The following is a 20816-nucleotide window of genomic DNA, read 5'->3' on the forward strand; positions in this document are numbered from 1 at the left end:
TTCTGGCTGGGGTTAATTAAAGATGCGGTCGGCCCACAGTGCCAGCCCGGTGGTCACACTGCCAAAGTTGTCCCCCTGTACCATCTCCGCGACAAAGCGGTCAGACAGGGCCTGGCGGATATGGGGAGAGCTGGCGCTGCCGCCGGTCAGGAACACCACATCCGGCGTGGTGCCTGCCTGCTCCAGGGCGTCATCGATCAAGCCACCAATCTGCTTCATCAACGCCTGAGACGCGTCGACAAACTGTCCCTGGCTGACCTTTGCCTCCAGTCCGGCCTCGATGTAGGAGAGGTCCGCACGGGTTTCGGCTTGGCTGCTGAGGGCGATTTTGGCCTGCTCCGCCACCGCACTTTGCTGGAATGTCATCTGGTTGGCCTGCAGGGTCAGCAGGCGCGACAACGGCTTCAGGGTAGGCTGGCGTTGCAGTGCCTGCAGCTCATTACGGTGCTGGGTGCTGTAGAAACGGGTTTGCGCCGACAGGTTGTTGACCGCTGCCGCGTCATGGAATGGCTGCGAGGGCAGGGTGCGGCCCTTTTCATCGGCCAGTCCCATGCCCAGCGAGGGCATCAGAGCCCGGTAGTTCAGGGCCACATCAAAGTCGTTACCGCCGATACGCTTGCCGCTGTGGCCCAGAACGGTGTTTTCCGGCGCATGGCGGTCCAGGTAGCCCGGTCCCATCAGCACCATGGAGATGTCGGTGGTGCCACCCCCGATGTCCACGACCATCACCCGCTTCTCTTCGGTCAGTTGCTGTTGGAAGGTCAGGCCGGCAGCCATCGGCTCGTACTGGAACTCCAGCTGTTCAATGCCCACATGCCGCGCTGCCCGGCGGATGATGTCGGTCGCCTGCTGGTTGCTGCGCTCACTGTTAAAACCCTGGAAGTTGATGGGCCTGCCCACCACCAGCTTGCGCACCTCGCCATGGCCTGCCTGTTGGATCTGTCCCAACAGGTGCCACAGCATGGCAGCGGTAATGTCTTCCAGCACCTGTTGCTGGCGATCGGAAAGGCCGCTGCCTCCCAGGAAGGATTTGTGGCTGCGGATGTAGTAGCAGTCGGAGGGGTCTTCCAGATAATGGGACAGCGCGGCCCTACCGAAGAACAACTCATCCTCATAGCCATCCAGCTTCGCTTCACTCAGGGCATGCAGGCTGGCGCTCAGACTGTTGCCCCGGGCCTGTTGAAACGCCGCTTCGCGACCCTGCGCTTTGAGCTGGCGGTAGAGCCAGCCGGCGATCACCTCGGAACGGGCAGCGTACAGGGTCGAAGGCATAAAGGCACCGTGCTCAGGCAGGGTCAGCAGCCTGGGCTGGCCCTCCTGCATGATGCCGACACCACAGTTTGAGGTGCCAAGGTCGAGTCCTGCGATGGCGTTCATGGTTTCTCCTGGAAGCGCAATGGAAAACGGGCGAGCGAGGGTAGGGGGAAGCGTTCTGGGATGCAATGGTTTGTCGACATAAATCCGACGGGGTGCACGGCACACTCTGTGCGTGCGCTGAATGCAACAAAGCCCGCTCAATGAGCGGGCTTTGTCTGGAATATGGTGCGTCTAAGTAGACTCGAACTACCGACCCCCACCATGTCAAGGTGGTGCTCTAACCAACTGAGCTATAGACGCAGAATGTGGTGCGTCCGAGTAGACTCGAACTACCGACCCCTACCATGTCAAGGTAGTGCTCTAACCAACTGAGCTACGGACGCACGGAAAAGTGGTGCGTCCGAGTAGACTCGAACTACCGACCCCCACCATGTCAAGGTGGTGCTCTAACCAACTGAGCTACGGACGCACAATGCTGTCGTTGACAGCGAGGCGTATAGTAATCAGCGTCTGACCATCTCGCAAGGGGATTTTCCCCTTTGGGGGTCTGGTTGGTGACGCTTTATGCAATACGGGCAGGGTTTAGCCCGGATTTGGGGTCGGAGAGCGATCGCAGCGTTGAAGCAGTGCCTGCCATGCCTCTGTATGTTGCTGGATAGCCTGATAAAAATGGTGGCGCAACTGGCCAGGCTGGTCACCCAGGTAGTAATCAAAGTAGGGGTGTTCAGGCCAGGGTGTCAGCAACTGGCGCAAGGGGGGAGTGAGCCGGCGGTCGGCCTTTTGCAGCTCAGCCAGCAGCGGTTGGACGCGTTCACCGTAGATGTTGCTCAGGATATTGGGCAGCACCGCCATCGCTTTGTCGTTGCAGGACAGGGGTTCGGCGTGTTGCAGCAAACCGGTGGCCTGATTTAACACTACGGTGGCGTCATGCATGCTTCGGTGCAGTGTGCGCGGCAGTCGCGAGCGATGCAGGGTGGCCAGTGCGTTCTCAAGGGTTTCGCTGCTGACGGTGGGGTGTTGCCAGGCCACCAGTGCGGTTTTGAGCTCGGACAGCTGCACCAGGCTTTGCTCGGTAACGATAACCGCACCCAGTTGCCAGGGTTGGGCATCGGCGCCAAGGTTAAACCACACCTCATCACTCAACAGGAAGTAGCGGGCGCCATAGTCGTTGAGGGTGTCGGCTTTTTGAGCCAGCAACTGGGCTCGCAGGGTCTGGCCATCGGATTTCAGCGACTGGGGGTCACAATGGTGAAGTCGATAGCCCATCTCGCGATGATAAAGCAGCTGTTGTGACGGGGCGGCGACCCGGCCCAATTGGGCGTTATGTTGGGCAATCAGGGGCAGTACGCCGCAGGGTTTCAGCGACAGTGGAGCCAACAGCGAGACATTCAGGCTGTCATCCGGCTCAAACGGGTGGCGTGCGGGGCGTTGTGGTGACGGCAGGGAGGATTCGGGGCGAGGCTGTTTCAGCACTCGTTCCAGGCGACTGAGGTAGTCATCCAGCACCGAGTCGGGCCCCGGTTGGCAGCCCGACAGGGTGATGAGGATAAGAAGCTTAAGCGGCCACTGCCACATAGCGCTTCTGAATGATCTTGAGGCGTAACTGCAGCAGGATTGCTGCGGCTGACAAGCCTGAGATAAAGCCGACCCAGAAACCACCGGCGCCCATGGGTTCCACCAGCCAGTCGGTCAGACCCACTACGTAGCCGACTGTCATCCCGACCCCCCAGTACGCTACAAAGGCGATCCACAGAATCGATACGGTGTCCTTATAGCCCCGCAGTGCGGCGGCGCTGACCACCTGGATGGCATCGGAGATCTGGTACAGGGCACAGAGGAACATCAACTGCACAGCCAGGGTGAACACCGGCTCGTCGTTGGTGTAGAGGTGAGCGATCCACTCGCGGCCCAGTACGGTCAGCAGGGCCGTTGCCAGAGCAACCGCAACACCCAGCAGGATGCCAAGCTTGGCCACCATGGCGGCGATGTCCGGTTGCTGACGGCCCAGGTAGTAGCCCACCCGGATGGTTACGGCGATACCGATGGAGAGGGGCAGCATAAAGATGATGCTGGAGAAGTTGGCTGCGACCTGATGCCCGGCCACAACGATGGCGCCCAGTGGGGCAATCATGACGGCAACGAAGGCAAACAGGGTGACTTCGAAAAACACCGCCAGTGCGACGGGCAGGCCCAGTTTGACGATCGCTTTCTGCTCAGTCCAGTCGATGGCTTTAAACCCTTTGAACAGTTCAAAACTCTTGAAACGACCGCTGATTGCCAGGTAGATCACCATCGCCAGCAGCATTCCCCAGTACACTAGTGCGGTAGCCACACCACAACCGGCGCCGCCCATGGCGGGCATGCCCAAATGGCCGTAGATAAAGACGTAGTTGGCGGGGATGTTGATGGCCAGGCCGACGAAGCCGATGATCATGGACGGCAGGGTCCAGCTCAGGCCCTCAGTAAAGCTGCGCAGCACCTGGAACAACAGGAACGCCGGCGCGCCCCACAGCACCGCATCGAGGTAGCCGCTGGACAGGGCCAGCAGAGCCGGTTCCAGATCCATGCGGCCCAGTACCTGATCGGCATTGGCGAGAATGATCATGGTCAGTACGCTGCAGCCCAGGGCCAGATAGAGTGCCTGGTGCACCAACGGGCGGATTTTGCCCTCTTCGTTGGCGCCATGCAGGTGGGAGATCAGCGGCGGCATCGCCATGATGATGCCGGCGAACAGTAATATGGTGGGTAGCCACAGGCTGGTGCCCACAGCAACCGCGGCCATGTCAGCAGGGCCAACGCGACCGGCCATTACGGTGTCGATCAGGCCCATCATGGTTTGCGCGACTTGCGCGATAAGGACGGGCAGGGCAAGCTGCACCAGTTTTTTTATTTGAAAGCCAGCGTTAAGCATTGGTATTTCGTCAACCAAAGTTCTGTTGAGTGTAAGCGAGTAGCGAAATGTTTACCGGCATCGTGACGACAACCGCGCCCATTGTGGCGATCGAGGAAAGGGATCAACTGCGCACTCTGGTAGTCGCGCTGGAAGATCGGGAAAGAGAGAACCTGGAGATCGGGGCCAGTGTGGCCAACAACGGCGTGTGCCTTACGGTCACTAAGCTCGAGGATAATAAGGTCTTTTTCGATGTCATGGAAGAGACCTTGCGCCTGACCAACCTGGAATTTGTTGAGGTCGGGAGCCGGGTCAACATTGAGCGGTCACTGGTGTTTGGTAAAGAGGTGGGAGGCCACGTGGTGTCCGGTCACGTCCATACCCGCGCCACGCTGACCGAACTGACCAAAACCGACACCAACTGTCGGATGCGCCTGACGCTGGACCCGCGCTGGATGAAGTACATCCTGCATAAGGGCTTTGTGGCGGTGAACGGCTGCAGCCTGACCGTAGGCGAGGTGTTTGAGGATGGCTTTGCGCTTTACCTTATTCCGGAAACGCTGAGCATCACCAACCTGGGCGAGGCCGTGGTCGGCACCGTGTTCAATATCGAGATCGACAGCCAGACCCAAACCATCGTGGATACGGTGGAACGAGTACTGGCGGCACGCGGTCAGTAATTCTGCTCGTCATCCGCATCGACGAACAGTTGCACCTTCTGCTCCAGTTCGTCGATGTGCAATCTCAGGTGGATGGGGCTGCAGCAGGCGCTGCAGTCCTCAAAGAACTCCTGATCGCCGCCGCTGCTGTCGATCTGCACCCGGGTGTGGTGGCCACAGTGTGGACAGGAGATGATCTGCTCAGTTGCGCCCAGTTTCATGGTCAGGCTCCTTGTAACGGGGCCAGGCTGCGGCCGCCATCAACGGCGATCACCTGGCCGGTCAGGTAGGTGGCATGATGGGTCAGGAACCGGGCGGTATTACTGATCTCGTCCAGCTCCCCCAACCGGCCCAGCGGCACCTGCGCCAGCACGGCCTGTTGGCCACTCTCATTCTCTCCTTGCGCCGGCCACAGGATGGCGCCCGGTGCGATGGCGTTAACCCGCACCCGGGGTGCCAGTTCCAGCGCCAGTGACTTGGTCATCATCTCCAGTGCCGCCTTGGCCATACAGTAGAGTGTATGCCCTTTGAGGGGGCTGCGGGCATGCACATCCACCATATTGATGATGCTGCCCTTGTGCTCGGCTAAGGTCGGTGCCAGCGCCTGGCTCAGCAACAAGGGCGCCATCATATTGCTGCCCACCAGGTCGTGCCAGGCGGCCTGATCAATGTCGCCAACCGGCGTCGGGTAGAAACGGGAGGCGTTGTTGATCAGCAGGTCCAGCCGATGCCATTGCGCCAGTGTTTGCTGGGCCAGAGTCGCCACCTGGCTGAGATCGTTGAGGTCAGCCTGGAGTACCCGGGCGCTGTCCGGGCGGTGTTGGTTCAATTCCTCCGCCAGAGCGTCGGCCTCAGCGCGGGAGTGCAGGCAGTGGATCACCAGGTTGAAGCCATCCTGGTGAAAGGCGCGGGCGAGGGCGGCGCCAACCCGCTTACCGGCACCGGTAATCAGTGCCACGGGAGTGTTACTGGCCACAGAACTGCTCCTGCAACTGCTGCTGACACTGCTGCAGATAACTGCCACCAAACAGGTTGAGGTGATTCAGCAGGTGGTAAAGCTGGTAGATGGGGCGACGACGGACGTACCCCGGATCGAGCGGCCACTCGGCGTCGTAGCCTTTATAGAAGTCGCCGGGGAAACGGGAAAACAGTTCCGACATGGCCAGATCGGTTTCGCGATCACCGTAGTAACTGGCGGGATCAAACAGCACCGGCTCGCCCTGGCAGAATCCCAGATTGCCGCGCCACAGGTCGCCGTGCAGCAGCGACGCTTTCGGCTGGTGCCCCTGCAGTGCGGAGGCACAGGCGTCGACCCAGCGGTTCAGGTCGCCCAGCTGAAACCCTTTCTCTTCGGCCAGTTTCAACTGCCAACCAATGCGTTGCTCTGCAAAAAACTGGGCCCAATTGCGCTGCCAGCGGTTGGGCTGTTCTGTGGTGCCAATAAAGTTGTCGTCGTCAAAGCCGTATTCGGCCTGAGTCTGGCTGCGATGCAACCGGGCCAGCTGTTGGCCGAACTCATACCACTGTGAGGCGCTGGCACTTTCCAGCTCAAGGTATTCCAGGGCGAGGAAGGCATGCTCCGCCGTGGTGCCGTAATGCAGCACTTCAGGGACGCGAATCTCGCGGCTCTGGGCGAGGCGAGTGAGCGCCAGGGCTTCCTGTTCAAACAGGGCCAGTCTGGGTTTGTCATTGATTTTGACAAACACCCGCGCGTGCTCGTCAGCAATAACGAACGCCTGATGGATATCTCCGCCGCTGATGCGGCGCTTTTCGATGATGGTGAACTCGCGCCCGAGGGCGTCACCCAACTGTTGACTGATACCGTTCCACATCCTGTCTGTCCTCGATCCTTTCAAGTGGCAGCACCCTATTATTGCCAACAAATCACAACCTTCACACTGATCTGGATAAAACTCCCATCGATTGACCCATTCGGGTCTTGTCATGAACTCGTCCTTGAGTGACTTGGGAATAGCCGATAGACTGCGTCCCTCAGCCTCGGTGAACTGGCACTGGTAACGTCATGGCCCGGGGTTGAACGCCAATTTTATTAAGACACTCATGTGGTCCTTGGTGTGGATCACCACTGAACTGGAGCAAGACATGCCCGTTATTACCCTTCCTGATGGCAGCCAACGCCAATTCGACAAACCCGTTTCCGTTATGGACATCGCCAACGACATCGGTCCTGGCCTGGCCAAAGCGTGCCTGGCTGGCCGCGTTAACGGCAAACTGGTTGACGCCTGTGACCTGATTGAGAGCGACGCCGACGTTGCCATCATCACCACTCGCGACGAAGAGGGCCTGGAGTTTATTCGTCACTCTTGTGCTCACCTGCTGGGCCACGCCATCAAGCAGCTGTTTCCGGAAACCAAAATGGCCATTGGCCCGGTTATCGACAACGGCTTCTACTACGACATCGACCTGGAGCATAAGCTGACCCAGGAAGACATCGACGCGCTGGAAAAGCGCATGCTGGAGCTGGCCAAGACCAACTACGACGTCATCAAGAAAGTCGTCAGCTGGCAGGAAGCGCGGGACACCTTCGAAGCTCGTGGTGAAACCTACAAGATGGAGATCCTGGACGAGAACATCAGCCGTGATGATCGCCCGGGTCTGTACCATCACGAAGAATACGTCGACATGTGCCGTGGCCCGCACGTGCCGAACATGCGCCACTGTCATCACTTCAAACTGATGAACGTGGCCGGCGCCTACTGGCGTGGTAACTCTGACAACAAGATGCTGCAGCGCATCTACGGCACCGCCTGGGCCGACAAGAAGCAGCTGAAAGCCTACCTGCAGCGTCTGGAAGAAGCCGCCAAGCGTGACCACCGTAAGATCGGTAAAGCGCTGGACCTGTTCCATTGGCAGGAAGAGGCCCCGGGCATGGTGTTCTGGCACAACGACGGCTGGACCATCTACCAGGAGCTGGAAGGCTTTATGCGCAAGCAGCTGCACAAGTACGGTTACGAAGAGGTTCGTACCCCGCTGGTGATGGATAAGGTGATGTGGGAACGTTCCGGCCACTGGGACAAGTACTCCGAGATGATCTTCGCCACCGAGTCCGAGAAGCGCACCTACGCGGTGAAGCCGATGAACTGTCCGGGCCACCTGCAGATCTTTAAGCAGGGCCTGAAGTCCTACCGTGACCTGCCGTACCGTATGGCGGAGTTTGGCCTGGTTCACCGTAACGAGCCGTCTGGTTCTCTGCACGGTCTGATGCGCGTGCGCTCCTTTACCCAGGATGACGCCCACATCTTCTGTACCGAAGAGCAGATCCTCGATGAGGTGACCAGCTGCATCAAGATGGTGTACGACACCTACAAGACCTTCGGCTTCGAAGAGATCGAAGTGAAGCTGTCCACCCGTCCGGAGCAGCGCATCGGTTCCGATGACCTGTGGGACAAGGCTGAGAAGTCTCTGGCCGAGGCGCTGGACGCCAATGGCCTGAAGTACGAACTGCAGCCGGGTGAGGGCGCCTTCTACGGTCCGAAGATCGAATTCACCCTGCACGACTGCCTGGATCGCGCCTGGCAGTGTGGCACCATCCAGCTGGACTTCTCCATGCCTCAGCCTGAGCGCCTGGACGTCAGCTACGTGGGTGAAGACAACAGCCGTAAAGTGCCGGTGATGATCCACCGTGCGATTCTCGGCTCACTCGAGCGCTTTATCGGTATTCTGATTGAAGAATACGCGGGTAAACTGCCGACTTGGCTGGCTCCGACTCAGGTACAGGTCATGAACATTACCGACAATCAGGCCGATTATGTGCGCCAGGTCGTCGAAATGCTGAACGACCAAGGTATTCGCGCAAAAGCGGACTTGAGAAACGAGAAGATTGGCTTTAAAATCCGCGAACACACTTTGAAGCGAGTTCCCTATCTGCTGGTCTGTGGTGACCAGGAGATGGAAAATGGGGAGATCGCAATTCGTACAAGAAACGGGGTGGATCTGGGCAAAATGAAGCTGGAGCAGTTTGCTGCTGCCGTTGCCCAAGAGATTCGCACCCGCAGTCTTACCATGCTGGAGGAATAAGCTATAAAAGGCGGAAAACAGAAAGGTCCAATGATTAAGGACCGCAACCGTATCAACGGAGAAATTCGTGCTCGCGAAGTGCGTCTGATTGATGCTGAAGGCGAACAGGCTGGCATCGTCACCCTGAACGAAGCGTTGGATATGGCTGCCGCGGCAGAGCTGGATCTGGTGGAAATCAGCCCCAATGCCGAGCCGCCGGTCTGTCGTGTGATGGACTACGGTAAGTTCTTGTACGAAAAGAGTAAGGCTGCTAACGAGCAGCGCAAAAAGACCAAGCAGATCCAGGTTAAGGAACTTAAGTTCCGCCCTGGAACTGATGTGGGCGACTACCAGGTAAAACTACGCAACCTGGTTCGCTTCTTGGAAGAAGGAGACAAAGTGAAAGTAACACTGCGTTTCCGTGGGCGTGAAATGGCACACCAACAATTGGGCTTTGACCTGCTGAATCGTATTAAAGACGATACTGCAGAGCTGGCTCAGGTGGAGTCCTTCCCGAAAATGGAAGGCCGCCAGGCCATCATGGTTCTCGCGCCCAAAAAGAAACAGTAAGGCCCACAAGTAACGAATCAGCCGGGCCTGAGCCCGGCTGATTTTGTTCGCCTTGCAGTTCATTTAATTTAACAATGCGGAGTTTCTTCCAATGCCGAAGATGAAATCTCACCGTGGCGCTGCCAAGCGCTTCAAGAAGACCGCCTCTGGCGGCTTCAAGCGCAAGCAGTCTCACCTGCGCCATATCCTGACCAAGAAGAGCACCAAGCGTAAGCGCCATCTGCGCGCTGCTGCAATGGTAGCTAAAGTAGACGTAGCATCCGTACAGCGCATGCTGCCGTACGCTTAATAGACTGGTAGGAGATAAACAATGGCTCGCGTAAAACGTGGTGTGACCGCTCGTGCCCGTCACAAGAAAGTTCTCAAGCAAGCTAAGGGTTACTATGGTGCCCGTAGCCGTATCTATCGTGTAGCATTCCAAGCCGTTACCAAGGCTGGTCAATACGCTTACCGTGACCGTCGCGCTAAGAAGCGCGTGTTCCGTCAGCTGTGGATCGCCCGTATTAACGCTGCTGCTCGTCAGAACGGCATGTCTTACAGCCGTTTCATCAACGGTCTGAAGAAAGCTTCTGTTGAGATCGATCGTAAGATCCTGGCCGACATCGCTGTATTCGACAAAGTGGTATTTGCCGCTCTGGTAGAAAAAGCGAAAGAAGCTCTGGCCAAGTAAGATTACCCTCACGGGTAATGTACCGAACCAGTTAAGAAGGGTGCCCTAGGGCGCCCTTTTTTCTTGCCTGAAATTCACCAGTTGTCCGGCACCACAAAAAGGCGTTCGCCGCTGTCTGCGGACAGCAGGTGGCGTGGCCAGGTCAGCGCTGGCCAGGGGGCAAACCGGGGCAACAGGCGCCAGTCACGGCCTGCCAGCCAGTCACTGCGGTGCAGCGATCGGTAGTGGCCCTGGGGCAGGGCATGGTGGTGATACCAGCGGCCTCGTGGCGCACGCGGATCTATCGGGGCTGGCGCAACGTCGTCGGCGCCGGGGTGGTACAGGCGCCCCTGTAACAGGGCGCGTTGTGTGCTTATCTTCCATCCACGCTGCTGAACCTGTTGCAGCCCTTCATGATGCATCAGCAGAGGCAACTGATGCTGCTCCAGCCGACTGAGTTTGTCGGCCAGCCTGTCCTGCTTGCCCGGACCCACCCAGTCAGCCAGTTCCGGGCCTCGTCCCAGGTAGAACTTTACCGCCACTTCCCAATGCTCCAGTGTGTCACTGGGGCGGTGTTGCACCACAAAGTCGGCGCTGCCGATCACCCGCTTGCCCTGTTTAACCAGAAGATTATGGGCCAACAACCGATAGTCGGGATGCAAGTCGATGGCCAGTCGCCAGAGCTGCTCATAGTAGTGCCCAAGGCGGGCGCCGGGACGCAGTTGCCACAGAGGCGACTGACAATATTGGTTCAAAGTTGGAAGGCGCGGCAGCAGTGGCGAGGCGAACTGCGCCAGAAAGTCGTTGTTGGCGTAGGGGGACCGGGTAACCAGCAGGGGGCTGGTCAACAACCAGTGGAGATCGCGCTGGATGGGGTGGGGGAGAGACATAAAGAAAAGCCGACCCTAGGGTCGGCTTACTTATTGGAGCTTAGAAGCCCCGGGGCATTTTGGAACCCTTGGACAGGTTCTTGGCCCAGGCGTCTTTGGGGCTGAGGCCACCCTTACCACCGCTGGCTTTAACCGGAGCCTTCTTGGCTTTAGCCGGTGCGGCTTTGGGCTTGGCAGTTTTCACCGGGGCCGCTTTGGCTTCCGGCGCCGCAGCTGCATCGCCACCCAGTTCAGCAGCCATCTCGGCCAGCTCACCAAGGCGTACGGACTTGCCGTCATCAACCTTGAACCAGCTGCCTTTTTGTTCGATTTGCGGCTCTTTACCGTGTTTGGCGAGGTATGCGGCGGTGAATTGCGCGATCACCTCTTCCTTGATCAATTTTGACATAGTTACATGGTCGCTGTTGAAAATGTCAGCGGCCGATAATACCCGTAAGACCCGTTAAGTTCAATCTAACCTGCCGTTAGATTACCCTGTCACCCTAAGAACTTAGGTTGGATCATAAAACGCGGTTGCGGTGATGGACGGCGTGGTTCAATCGGCTTTGCATAAGGCAAGGCAGGGCAAAAGCGCCTACACCTTTTGCAGGGGCAGGCGCTTGCCCGGAACCAGATAAAGAGGCAGTTATGGAACTGAAACGCGTTGCGGTGTTCTCCAGCAAACCCTACGACAAGCATTTTCTCGACGCGGCCAACTCGGCGGGCGGTTTGCAGCTTGAGTATTTTGAGAACCGGCTGCGACAGAGCACCATGAAGCTGACCGAGGGGTACGATGCGGTATCCTGCTTTGTGAATGACATTGTCGACCGGCCAGTGCTTGAGCAGCTTGTTGCCAATGGCATCCGGATGATCGCGCTGCGCTGTGCCGGCTTTAACAATGTGGATCTGGACGCCGCCCGGGAGTTGGGCGTGCAGGTGGCGCGGGTGCCGGGTTATTCGCCGGAGTCGGTGGCCGAGCACACCGTGGCCATGATGCTCTCCCTTAACCGCAAACTCACCAAAGCCTACAACCGGGTTAAAGAGCACAACTTCGACCTCGACGGCCTGCTCGGTTTTAACCTGCAAAAAAGTACGGTGGGTATCATCGGGACCGGCAAGATCGGCTTGGCGACCATGCGTGCGCTCAGCGGTTTTGGCTGCAAGATCCTCTGTTACGACCCCTATCCCTCGGAGCAGGCCGCCGCGCTGGGTGAATACTGCGACCTGGAACGGATCTACCGTGAATCTGACGTTATCTCACTGCACTGCCCGTTGACCGAGGACAGCTACCACCTGGTCAATGAGAACAGCATTGCGCAGATGAAAGACGGCGTGATGCTCATCAACACCTCCCGGGGCGCGCTGGTCAACGCACAGCATGCGCTGGATGGCATGAAACAGGGTAAGATTGGCTATCTGGGGCTGGATGTGTATGAACTGGAAGGGGATATCTTCTTCCGCGACCTCTCCGGCAAGGTGCTGCACGACGACGTGTTCGCCCTGTTGCTGAGCTACCCCAATGTGCTGGTGACCGGCCACCAGGGCTACTTTACCAAAGAGGCTCTGGAGGAGATTGGCCAAACCACCATCGCCAACCTGCAAGCCCATTTTGACGGCCGGACCACCGGCAACGAATTGTGAAGGACCCCATGTTACGAGATGAGTTATTGGCCCAGCTGGACCAACTGCTGAAACCCTGGCTGATGAAAGACTATGCCCCCAACGGGTTGCAGGTTGAGGGCAAGCCGGAGATCCGAAAAGTGGTGACCGCCGTGACGGCGGACCAGTTCGCCGTTGACGCTGCGGTTGCAGCCGGCGCTGACGCCTTGCTGGTCCACCACGGTTACTTTTGGAAAAACGAAGCGGCGCCCATTGTCGGCATGAAAAAGCGCCGCATCGAGCAGCTGATTAAGCACGACATCAACCTCATCGCCTACCATCTGCCGCTGGACGTGCACCCTGAACTGGGCAACAACGCGCAGTTGGCCAAAGCGCTGGGCATCGTTAATGTCCGGCCTTTTGAAGAGGGCAATGAAACCAGCCTGGTATTGCGTGGCGAGCTGGACCCACCGCTGTCGGGCCATGAGCTGGCCGTTAAGGTGGGCGATGCGTTGAGCCGCCCTCCGCTGCATATTGCCGGCCACCAGCGTGCCATCCGCACCATCGCCTGGTGTACCGGCGGCGCACAGGATTACATTGATGGCGTCGCGGCGGCCGGTCTGGATGCGTTTCTCTCTGGCGAAGTGTCAGAGCGCACCTATCACAGTGCGGTGGAGCAGGGCATCGATTACTACGCCTGCGGTCATCACGCTACGGAGCGCGGTGGGGTAAAGGCGCTGGGTGAATACCTGGCGGCGGAGCTGGGGCTGGACGTCGAGTTTGTCGACACCCCCAACCCGGTTTAACCCTTCTCGTCATTGTTAAGCAGTGCCAGTACCTCCCACCCAGGTCCCGGTTCAAACGGGGCCTGGGCGGTAAATACCCTCAGTTTTCTCTCTTTGTCGAAAGCAAACAGCGGCAACCCCTTCTTGCCTTGATTGGCCTGATAATCCTCCCAGCCGTAGCTGTCACTGAGCTTTGTGGCGCGCACCTGAGCGCCCTGGGCGACCAGACTGCTGAGCTTGCCAAAGTACGCTTCCTCTCCAAACAGCGATTGGTGTCGCTCCACCCGTCGCCGCCTTGGGCTGTTGTCCCTGACCGGCTCAGGCAGCCGGTACACCTTGTCTGCGCCAAAACGATCCTGATAGTGGTAGGCGACCTCGGCATTCATACGGTGGTAGGGGGCCAGCACCAACAGTCGGTTCACCAGTGAGAGGTCCAGTGTGGCGTCCGCGTGTTCCGACGTGGGGTTGCCATAGTAAACCGGCAGATCCTGCATCCTGGCCTGTCTGAGGCTTTCCCAGTTGGTATCGCTGAGCAATACGGGAATGTCATAGCGGGCCAGTGCCGAGGCGATGGTTCTGGCCAATGGATTGGCGCCAAAGACAAGAAAGCCGTTTCTCGGTGGTGCTTTGAGGTCAAGCCAGCGTGCCATCGGGGAGGTGAACAAACTTTGCATGACGACGGTGGCGATGATCACCAGGAACACCAGTGGCACCAGCCGCTCGGTTCCCACCAGATTTTGGTCTGCCAGTTTCAGGGCAAACAGGGAGGAAACCGCAGCCGCCACGATGCCACGGGGGGCCACCCAGCCAATCATCCAGCGCTCCTTGAGCTTCAACCCGGAACCGATGGAACAGATAAACACTGCCACCGGACGGGCGATCAGCACCAACACTGCTAACCAGAGCAGCGCGGCGCCGTCCACCTGGGCGATGTCAGCCCGGGTCAGGCGTGCCGCCAGAAGCAGGAACAGGGCGGAGATCAGCAGGATCGACAGGGTTTCCTTGAACTCGATAATGGGGTCGAGATCGATGCCCCGGGTATTGGCCAGCCATATCCCCATCACGGTTACCGTCAGCAGGCCGGATTCATGCATCATTTCGTTACTGATGGCAAAGGCCGCCAGCATCAGGGTCAATACCGCTACGGTTTCCAGGTAGTGGGGGAAGATCCGTCGTTTGAGTGCCTGTGCCAACAGGAAACCGGCCAAGGCGCCTGCCAGGATACCGGTCAGGACCGTCAGGCCGAATGCCCCCAAAGCGTGTTCCCAGGCCAGCCCCTGACGCACACTCAGATACTCATACACCAGCACCGCCAACAGCGCACCGATGGGGTCAATCAGGATCCCCTCCCAGTGCAACAACGTGGCCAGCTTGGGTTTCAGGCGGACGCTGCGCAGCAGCGGGGCAATCACCGTGGGGCCGGTGACCACCACCAGGGCGCCCAGCAGTGCTGACAGGCCCGCTGACAAGTCCAGCAGCCAATAGGCGGCGAGTGCACCGATGGCGAAGGTGATCAACATGCCCACCGTTACCATCAGGGTGATCAGTCTGTCCTGTCCCTCAAGGTCGGAAAAGCGCAGGGTCAGACTGCCTTCAAACAGGATCACCGCCACCGCCAGCGAGACGATGGGAAACAGCAGGTCGCCTAATAGCGGGTCCGGTTGCAGCCACTCAAGGCCCGGGCCCAGTAGCAGGCCCACCAGCAGAAGTGGCAGGATGGCGGGCACCTTCAGGCGGAAGGCACTCCATTGGCAGAGTATGGACAGCAGGCCCAACGCGGCGAGGGCCATCAGTGGCGAGACGGACACAGACTCGGCTCCACAAGTGGTGGAACCTGAGTCTAGTCAATCTATTGGTGGGTTGCGCCTGGCTCAGAGCCGGGGAGTGGAGGTGAACGAAAGCACCGCTTCTGCGGTGAGGACCCGATCCTGTTGTTGGGTTATCCGCTTAAGTCCGCGGGTCTGGCCCACCGCCTGTTCGCGGCTGGCACCCACCCGGTGATAGCCGGTTTTCGGATCGTATCGGGTGGCGGGCAGCGCCTGGTCGAGGGGGTGGTTGCTGGCGATCACCTGCAACATTTCGTAGCCAAATGGGGGTTCTACCTCAAACTCCCCCAGCAGAACCCACTTGTTGGCTTGCTCCGGCCCGATGTAGTGCTGGAACCGATGGGGGCCGGTTTCATCATTCAGCTCCAGCAGATAGCTGAAGCCCTGTTGTTCACCGGTGTGGCCCAGCACGTAGAAGTAACCGGAGCGGTTCAGCTTAACCATCAGTTGCACCGTTTCCCCCTGAGCGAAGCCAAGGGCCCGGCTGCCCTTGTTGGTTTGCAGGTCGACCGTCAGTGCGGAGGGTTCCACGTAACCGGCATACAGCAGGCGCTCAAAGTCGGGACTGGCGGGCTCGATGCTCAGGCCTTGGTACGCCTGGGGGCGCAGCGTCACCAGTTGGGTGTGCTGAACTTCGCCGCTGTTCAGTTCGACCAGGCTGTAGAGCAGGTCGATTCCCTGACCATTGGGTTGGTAGTTCCCGGTCAGCAGGTAACGGGCATTATCGCGGGAGGTGGCAAGCTGATTGGCCAGCCCCTGCTGCAGTTGGTTGGCGATACGCTGGCCAAACTCGGTCACTTGCTGGGAGTGCGGGTAGAGCGGGGGCCGCACCAGGATGCCCTGATAGGGCTTCAGATCGGCGACGATCCGTTCGCTGGCCAGCGCCAGGGTCGGCAGGGCATCGTTGTATTGGGCTAACTGGGTCTGCAACAGGGCGCGGTGTTCACCCAGTGAGGGCAGTTGAACGGGTTGCGGGGCTAAGAAGTCGTGCACCAGCCGGAACTGTTCCAGCTGCTGCTGCAGGGTTAACAGCTCAAGCAACTGCTGATACTGACCCTCTCCCAGCTGGCTTTTCAGCCGTGCCACGCCCTGGTGGAGCTCGCGGTTGAGCAGGTCAATGCGCTGGGCGTAGTTGGGCAGCACCTCATCCGGATTCAGTGAGCCACTGCAGCTGACTAACTGACTGTCCTGGTGGTAGTCACACTGCTGGCTGACGCCGATAAGGGGAAGGTTAGAGTGGGTCCGGGATTGCAGGGTGAACAGGGAGACCCCATCGGAGTTCTGAAAGCTGTCGCCACGGGATTCAACCTGCACAAAGATCTGCTTGCTCAATGAGGCCAGCACCGCTTGCTCCGCCGCCTCCCGGCACGCTTGCCGGCCCTCATACTGGCCACACTCGGTCTGGCTCTCGGCCCACAGTGTTGCGGCCTGAGCGGGAAGGGCGAGGGTAAGTAACGCGGTTAGTGCGATCCGTTTCATGGCCTCTCCTTGGCGATGAATTCACCGATTCGCTCTAGAGAGTAGGGAAAAACCGCTGGCCGCTCAAGATGTAAGCGAATTGTGAAATAAAAACGGAGCCCGTAGGCTCCGTTTTCGATTACATGATGCGTTGGCCAGGTTTGGCGCCGCTGTCGGGGTTGAGGATGTGGATCTCCTCACCACCCGGGCCGGCGGCCAGAACCATGCCTTCGGACAGGCCGAACTTCATCTTGCGCGGGGCCAGGTTGGCCACCATCACGGTCAGGCGGCCTTCCAGATCTTCCGGCTGGTAGGCGGACTTGATGCCGGCAAACACGTTACGGGTTTCGCCGCCCAGATCCAGGGTCAGCTGCAGCAACTTGTTGGCGCCTTTCACGTGCTCCGCTTTGACGATGCGGGCAACGCGCAGGTCAACCTTGGCAAACTCGTCGAAGCTGATGATGTCCGCGATCGGCTCTTTCTGAAGCTCGTCGTTGTGCTCCAGTTGCAGCGCCGCTTTGCCTGCCAGGGCGGCTTCCGCTTCGGCATCCGCCTTGGTGGCTTCTACAACCGCTTCGATCTTGGCCGGTTCAATGCGCTGGATCAGGGCTTTGAACGGGTTGATGGTGTGGCCGGTCAGCACGGTGTTGATGCTGTCCCAGGTCAGTTCGGCACCGAGGAAGGTTTCGGTCTCTTTGGCGATCTCGGGCAGTACCGGCTTGAGGTAGATCATCAGGATGCGGAACAGGTGGATGCCCATAGAGCACACTTCCTGGGTTTTCTGCTCCATGCCTTCCTGCTTGGCCAGTTGCCACGGTGCTGCGTCGGCGATGTAGGCGTTGGCTTTGTCTGCCAGGGCCATGATCTCGCGGATCGCTTTACCGTACTCGCGGCCTTCGTAGAAGTTGGCGATGGTCTCGGCCGCGTTCTGGAACTCGGCCAGCAGTTCCGGCTGATCAATGCCGTCAGCCAGCTTGCCGTCGAAGCGCTTGGCGATAAAGCCAGCGGTACGGGAAGCGATGTTCACCAGCTTGCCGACCATGTCAGCGTTAACACGCTGGGCGAAGTCTTCCAGGTTCAGGTCGAGATCGTCGATGCGGTCGTTCAGCTTGGCGGCGTAGTAGTAACGCAGGTATTCCGGGTTCAGATGGTCCAGGTAGGTGCGGGCTTTGATAAAGGTGCCGCGGGACTTGGACATCTTGGCGCCGTTTACGGTGACGTAGCCGTGGGCAAACACGTTGGTGGGCTTGCGCAGGTTGGCACCGTGCAGCATGGCCGGCCAGAACAGGCTGTGGAAGTAGATGATGTCCTTGCCGATAAAGTGGTACAGCTCGGCATCGGAGTCCTGACCCCAGTAGTCTTCGAAGTTCAGGTCATCGCGGCGTTCGCACAGGTTCTGGAAGGCGCCCATGTAGCCGATCGGCGCGTCCAGCCAGACGTAGAAGAACTTCTTGCCGTCGGTGCCGGGGATCTCGAAACCGAAGTAGGGCGCATCGCGGCTGATGTCCCACTGTTGCAGACCCTGCTCAAACCACTCGTTCAGCTTGTTGGCCATCTCGGACTGCAGCGCACCGGAGTGGGTCCATTGTTGCAGTACCTCTTTGAACTGGGGCAGGTCAAAGAAGAAGTGCTCGGACTCTTTCAGTACCGGGGTGGCGCCGGACAGCACGGATTTCGGGTTCTTCAGCTCAACCGGAGAGTAGGTGGTACCGCAGTTTTCGCAGTTGTCACCATACTGGTCTTCGGTGTCGCACTTCGGACAGGTGCCTTTTACAAAGCGGTCCGGCAGGAACATCTCTTTCTCGGGATCGAACAGTTGCTCGATCACCTTGGTTTTGATGTAGCCCCCCTCCTGCAGACGGCGGTAAACCTCCTGCGCCCACTGGCGGTTTTCGTCGCTGTGGGTGGAATGGTAGTTGTCGAAGGCGATGTGGAAATCGGCAAAGTCGGCCTGGTGCTCTTTGGACACCTGGGCGATCATCTCCTCGGGGCTCATGCCAAGCTGCTGGGCTTTCAGCATGATCGGGGTACCGTGTGTGTCATCCGCACACACGTAAGTGCACTTGTTGCCACGCAGGTTCTGGAAGCGAACCCAGATGTCGGTCTGGATGTATTCCAGCATGTGACCTAAGTGGATGGGGCCGTTGGCGTACGGCAGCGCACTGGTCACGAGGATTTTTCTACTCTCGGTTGCCATCGTCTCTCGATTCATTTCGGGCTACTACAAGGGAGCCAAGTCTAACCGAAGGGCAGGGCTTTTTCACCCACAGAGCAAACCTTTGCCTGCTTTATGGTCATACCTTGGCGAACCCTTCTGGTACACTGTGGCCAACTCAACAAAAAGGAGCGCGCCAGTGAGCGACCAAGCCATCCGCAACGGCCTTCCCGAACCCCTTTCCAGCGCCGTGATTGCCCGCCTGGAACAGCATATTGATCCCTATCTCGAACAAGACATTGTCAGCGCCGGTATTGTCCGTGCCCTGGAGCTGGACGGTCGCCGTCTGCAACTGGGTCTGGCGTTCCCTTACCCGTGCAAAAGTCAGTACCGTGACCTCGTTATGGCGTTGACTGAGAAACTGTCCGATCTGGACGAGGTGGATGAAGTTGAGTGCGAAATTGGTTTGGCGGTGCCCGCCATCAGCGCTGGCTCGATTCCGGCCATCCCGAACATTCGCAATGTGATCGCCGTGGCATCCGGCAAAGGCGGGGTAGGTAAGTCCACCACCGCCATCAACCTGGCGCTGGCCCTGTCTGCCGAAGGCGCCCGTGTGGGCGTACTGGATGCCGACATCTATGGCCCGTCTGTGCCGATCATGCTGGGCGTGACCGACTTCCGTCCGGTCAGCTATGACGGCAAAACCATGGCCCCGGCGTTTGCTCACGGCATCGCTGCGATGTCCATCGGCTTTATGGTTACCGAAGACAACGCCGCGGCGTGGCGTGGTCCGATGGCGGCGGGGGCGCTGGTGCAACTGCTGGAGGAGACCCAGTGGCCGGAACTGGACTACCTGGTGATCGACATGCCACCGGGCACCGGTGATATCCAGTTGACCCTGTCTCAAAAGGTGCCGGTATCCGGTGCGGTGATCGTCACCACACCTCAGGAGATCGCCACCTCTGACGCCCGTAAAGGGATCACCCTGTTCAACAAGGTGAACATCCCGGTATTGGGCATCGTCGAGAACATGAGCTACCACATCTGCAGCCAGTGCGGCAGCAAGGAGCATCCGTTCGGAACTGGCGGTGGCATTGAAACGGCAAAACGCTACAATGTGCCGCTTTTGGGCGATTTGCCCCTGAATCTCACCATCCGTGAGCACGTTGATTCTGGCCAGCCCAGTGTCATTGCGGAGCCGGAAGGCGAGATCGCTGCGGCGTATCGCGAGATCGCCCGCAAAGCGGCGGCAGCCTTGTTGGCACGTTCCGAACCGGAACCGTCACTGGCCATTGAGATCAGCAGCGACTGAACTTGGCGCCGTCCATAATGTGTTATTCCCCTGTTGAGAACTGAATCCATGCCCAGTCAAGCCCAGTGTGTCATCATCGGTATCGCCGGCGCGTCCGCGTCCGGAAAAAGCCTTATCGCCCGCACCATCTATGAAGAGTTGCGTCGTGATTTGGGGACCGATCAAATCGAGGTGATCAACGAAGACTGCTACTACAAAGACCAGTCTCACCTCACCATGGACGAGCGGGTGAAAACGAACTATGACCATCCGCAGGCACTGGATCATGCCTTACTGCTGCAGCACCTGAAGCAGCTGAAAGCGGGACAAAGCGTGGAAGTCCCCACCTACAGCTACTCCGAACATACCCGGATGAGCGACACCAACACTGTGACGCCGAAGAAGGTGATCATCCTTGAGGGGATTCTGCTGTTGACCGACGCTGGCCTGCGCGAGCAGATGCACGCGTCGATCTTTATGGATACCCCGCTGGATATCTGCCTGATGCGCCGTCTGGTGCGGGATGTGGAAGAGCGCGGACGCACCATGGAATCAGTACTGACCCAGTACACCCATACCGTGCGTCCGATGTTTATGCAGTTTATCGAGCCCTCCAAGCAGCACGCTGACATCATCGTGCCGCGTGGTGGCAAAAACCGCATCGCCATTGATATTCTCAAGGCGAAAATCATGCAGTTGCTGCACGGCGAATAACAACAACAAAACTTCTG

The 20816-nt window shown here is 58.7% G+C and carries 20 protein-coding genes and 3 tRNA genes; 9 read left to right on the forward strand and 14 right to left on the reverse strand.

Annotated elements, in window-relative coordinates:
• Window positions 1–12: 12 nt before the first annotated feature.
• From yegD to FBAL_RS09345, 6 genes are all read right to left on the reverse strand, one after another.
• A complete protein-coding gene (gene yegD, locus FBAL_RS09320; protein ID WP_013345348.1) occupies window positions 13–1377 on the reverse strand; it encodes a molecular chaperone in 1365 nt (454 codons plus the stop codon).
• 163 nt (window positions 1378–1540) lie between these two features.
• A tRNA-Val gene (locus tag FBAL_RS09325) sits at window positions 1541–1617 on the reverse strand.
• Window positions 1618–1623: 6 nt separating this feature from the next.
• Window positions 1624–1700: transfer RNA gene (locus FBAL_RS09330), tRNA-Val, on the reverse strand.
• A gap of 9 nt (window positions 1701–1709) precedes the next feature.
• Window positions 1710–1786: transfer RNA gene (locus tag FBAL_RS09335), tRNA-Val, on the reverse strand.
• 113 nt (window positions 1787–1899) lie between these two features.
• Window positions 1900–2892: a DUF3080 domain-containing protein gene (locus FBAL_RS09340; RefSeq protein WP_013345349.1), complete on the reverse strand. Its 993-nt coding sequence runs from the start codon at window positions 2890–2892 to the stop codon at window positions 1900–1902.
• Window positions 2873–4228, reverse strand: a complete 1356-nt coding sequence (locus tag FBAL_RS09345) for an MATE family efflux transporter (RefSeq protein WP_013345350.1) — start codon at window positions 4226–4228, stop codon at window positions 2873–2875. Before FBAL_RS09345 ends, FBAL_RS09340 begins: the two co-directional genes overlap by 20 nt.
• Before the next feature lie 47 nt (window positions 4229–4275).
• Between FBAL_RS09345 and FBAL_RS09350 the strand changes: the two genes are divergently transcribed.
• Window positions 4276–4887 carry a riboflavin synthase gene (locus FBAL_RS09350; RefSeq protein WP_013345351.1) on the forward strand — a complete coding sequence of 204 codons (612 nt, stop codon included), beginning with the start codon at window positions 4276–4278 and terminating at the stop codon, window positions 4885–4887.
• Here the strand turns inward: FBAL_RS09350 and FBAL_RS09355 are convergent.
• From FBAL_RS09355 to FBAL_RS09365, 3 genes are read right to left on the reverse strand one after another with little or no spacing between them, the layout of a single operon-like run.
• Entirely contained in the window at window positions 4881–5087 is a 207-nt protein-coding gene (locus tag FBAL_RS09355) for a CPXCG motif-containing cysteine-rich protein (protein ID WP_013345352.1), read from the reverse strand. The two genes, FBAL_RS09350 and FBAL_RS09355, sit on opposite strands and share 7 nt — an antisense overlap.
• 2 nt (window positions 5088–5089) lie before the next feature.
• Complete coding sequence (locus FBAL_RS09360; protein ID WP_013345353.1) at window positions 5090–5842, reverse strand: pteridine reductase; 753 nt, start codon at window positions 5840–5842, stop codon at window positions 5090–5092.
• Complete coding sequence (locus FBAL_RS09365) at window positions 5832–6698, reverse strand: fructosamine kinase family protein (protein ID WP_013345354.1); 867 nt, start codon at window positions 6696–6698, stop codon at window positions 5832–5834. Before FBAL_RS09365 ends, FBAL_RS09360 begins: the two co-directional genes overlap by 11 nt.
• Before the next feature lie 271 nt (window positions 6699–6969).
• Here FBAL_RS09365 and thrS point away from each other — a divergent pair, with 271 nt between their 5' ends.
• The 4 genes from thrS (at window position 6970) to rplT (ending at window position 10123) form a co-directional block, all read left to right on the forward strand.
• The gene (gene thrS / locus FBAL_RS09370; protein WP_013345355.1) at window positions 6970–8904 is read left to right on the forward strand and encodes a threonine--tRNA ligase; all 1935 of its coding nucleotides are present in this window, start codon (window positions 6970–6972) and stop codon (window positions 8902–8904) included.
• Between the two features lie 30 nt (window positions 8905–8934).
• On the forward strand, window positions 8935–9453 hold the full coding sequence (gene infC / locus FBAL_RS09375) for a translation initiation factor IF-3 (RefSeq protein ID WP_013345356.1): 519 nt from the start codon (window positions 8935–8937) through the stop codon (window positions 9451–9453).
• A gap of 91 nt (window positions 9454–9544) precedes the next feature.
• On the forward strand, window positions 9545–9742 hold the full coding sequence (gene rpmI, locus FBAL_RS09380) for a 50S ribosomal protein L35 (RefSeq protein ID WP_013345357.1): 198 nt from the start codon (window positions 9545–9547) through the stop codon (window positions 9740–9742).
• Window positions 9743–9763: 21 nt separating this feature from the next.
• Window positions 9764–10123 (forward strand): 50S ribosomal protein L20, encoded by a 360-nt coding sequence (gene rplT, locus FBAL_RS09385; RefSeq protein ID WP_013345358.1) that lies wholly within the window; start codon window positions 9764–9766, stop codon window positions 10121–10123.
• Between the two features lie 74 nt (window positions 10124–10197).
• Here rplT and FBAL_RS09390 read toward each other — a convergent pair whose 3' ends face one another.
• Window positions 10198–10992: a DUF1853 family protein gene (locus FBAL_RS09390; protein ID WP_013345359.1), complete on the reverse strand. Its 795-nt coding sequence runs from the start codon at window positions 10990–10992 to the stop codon at window positions 10198–10200.
• A 40-nt stretch (window positions 10993–11032) separates the two neighbouring features.
• A complete protein-coding gene (locus FBAL_RS09395) occupies window positions 11033–11380 on the reverse strand; it encodes a hypothetical protein (protein WP_013345360.1) in 348 nt (115 codons plus the stop codon).
• A gap of 239 nt (window positions 11381–11619) precedes the next feature.
• On the opposite strand from FBAL_RS09395, the gene FBAL_RS09400 reads away from it, so the two are divergent.
• Window positions 11620–12612 carry a 2-hydroxyacid dehydrogenase gene (locus tag FBAL_RS09400; protein ID WP_013345361.1) on the forward strand — a complete coding sequence of 331 codons (993 nt, stop codon included), beginning with the start codon at window positions 11620–11622 and terminating at the stop codon, window positions 12610–12612.
• A gap of 8 nt (window positions 12613–12620) precedes the next feature.
• Entirely contained in the window at window positions 12621–13376 is a 756-nt protein-coding gene (locus FBAL_RS09405) for a Nif3-like dinuclear metal center hexameric protein (RefSeq protein WP_013345362.1), read from the forward strand.
• Here FBAL_RS09405 and FBAL_RS09410 read toward each other — a convergent pair.
• The 3 genes from FBAL_RS09410 to metG all read right to left on the reverse strand — a co-directional run bounded on the left by FBAL_RS09410 (window position 13373) and on the right by metG (window position 18851).
• Window positions 13373–15163, reverse strand: a complete 1791-nt coding sequence (locus FBAL_RS09410; RefSeq protein ID WP_013345363.1) for a cation:proton antiporter — start codon at window positions 15161–15163, stop codon at window positions 13373–13375. The genes FBAL_RS09405 and FBAL_RS09410 overlap by 4 nt on opposite strands.
• Before the next feature lie 63 nt (window positions 15164–15226).
• The gene (locus tag FBAL_RS09415) at window positions 15227–16660 is read right to left on the reverse strand and encodes a DUF4384 domain-containing protein (RefSeq protein WP_013345364.1); all 1434 of its coding nucleotides are present in this window, start codon (window positions 16658–16660) and stop codon (window positions 15227–15229) included.
• Window positions 16661–16778: 118 nt separating this feature from the next.
• Window positions 16779–18851, reverse strand: coding sequence for a methionine--tRNA ligase (metG, locus tag FBAL_RS09420; protein ID WP_425357362.1), 2073 nt, complete (start codon window positions 18849–18851; stop codon window positions 16779–16781).
• Between the two features lie 142 nt (window positions 18852–18993).
• On the opposite strand from metG, the gene apbC reads away from it, so the two are divergent.
• Window positions 18994–20106 (forward strand): iron-sulfur cluster carrier protein ApbC, encoded by a 1113-nt coding sequence (gene apbC, locus FBAL_RS09425; protein ID WP_013345366.1) that lies wholly within the window; start codon window positions 18994–18996, stop codon window positions 20104–20106.
• A 48-nt stretch (window positions 20107–20154) separates the two neighbouring features.
• Entirely contained in the window at window positions 20155–20799 is a 645-nt protein-coding gene (gene udk, locus FBAL_RS09430) for a uridine kinase (protein WP_013345367.1), read from the forward strand.
• Window positions 20800–20816: the final 17 nt, after the last annotated feature.

The sequence above is a fragment of the Ferrimonas balearica DSM 9799 genome (assembly GCF_000148645.1).
Taxonomy (GTDB): domain Bacteria; phylum Pseudomonadota; class Gammaproteobacteria; order Enterobacterales; family Shewanellaceae; genus Ferrimonas; species Ferrimonas balearica.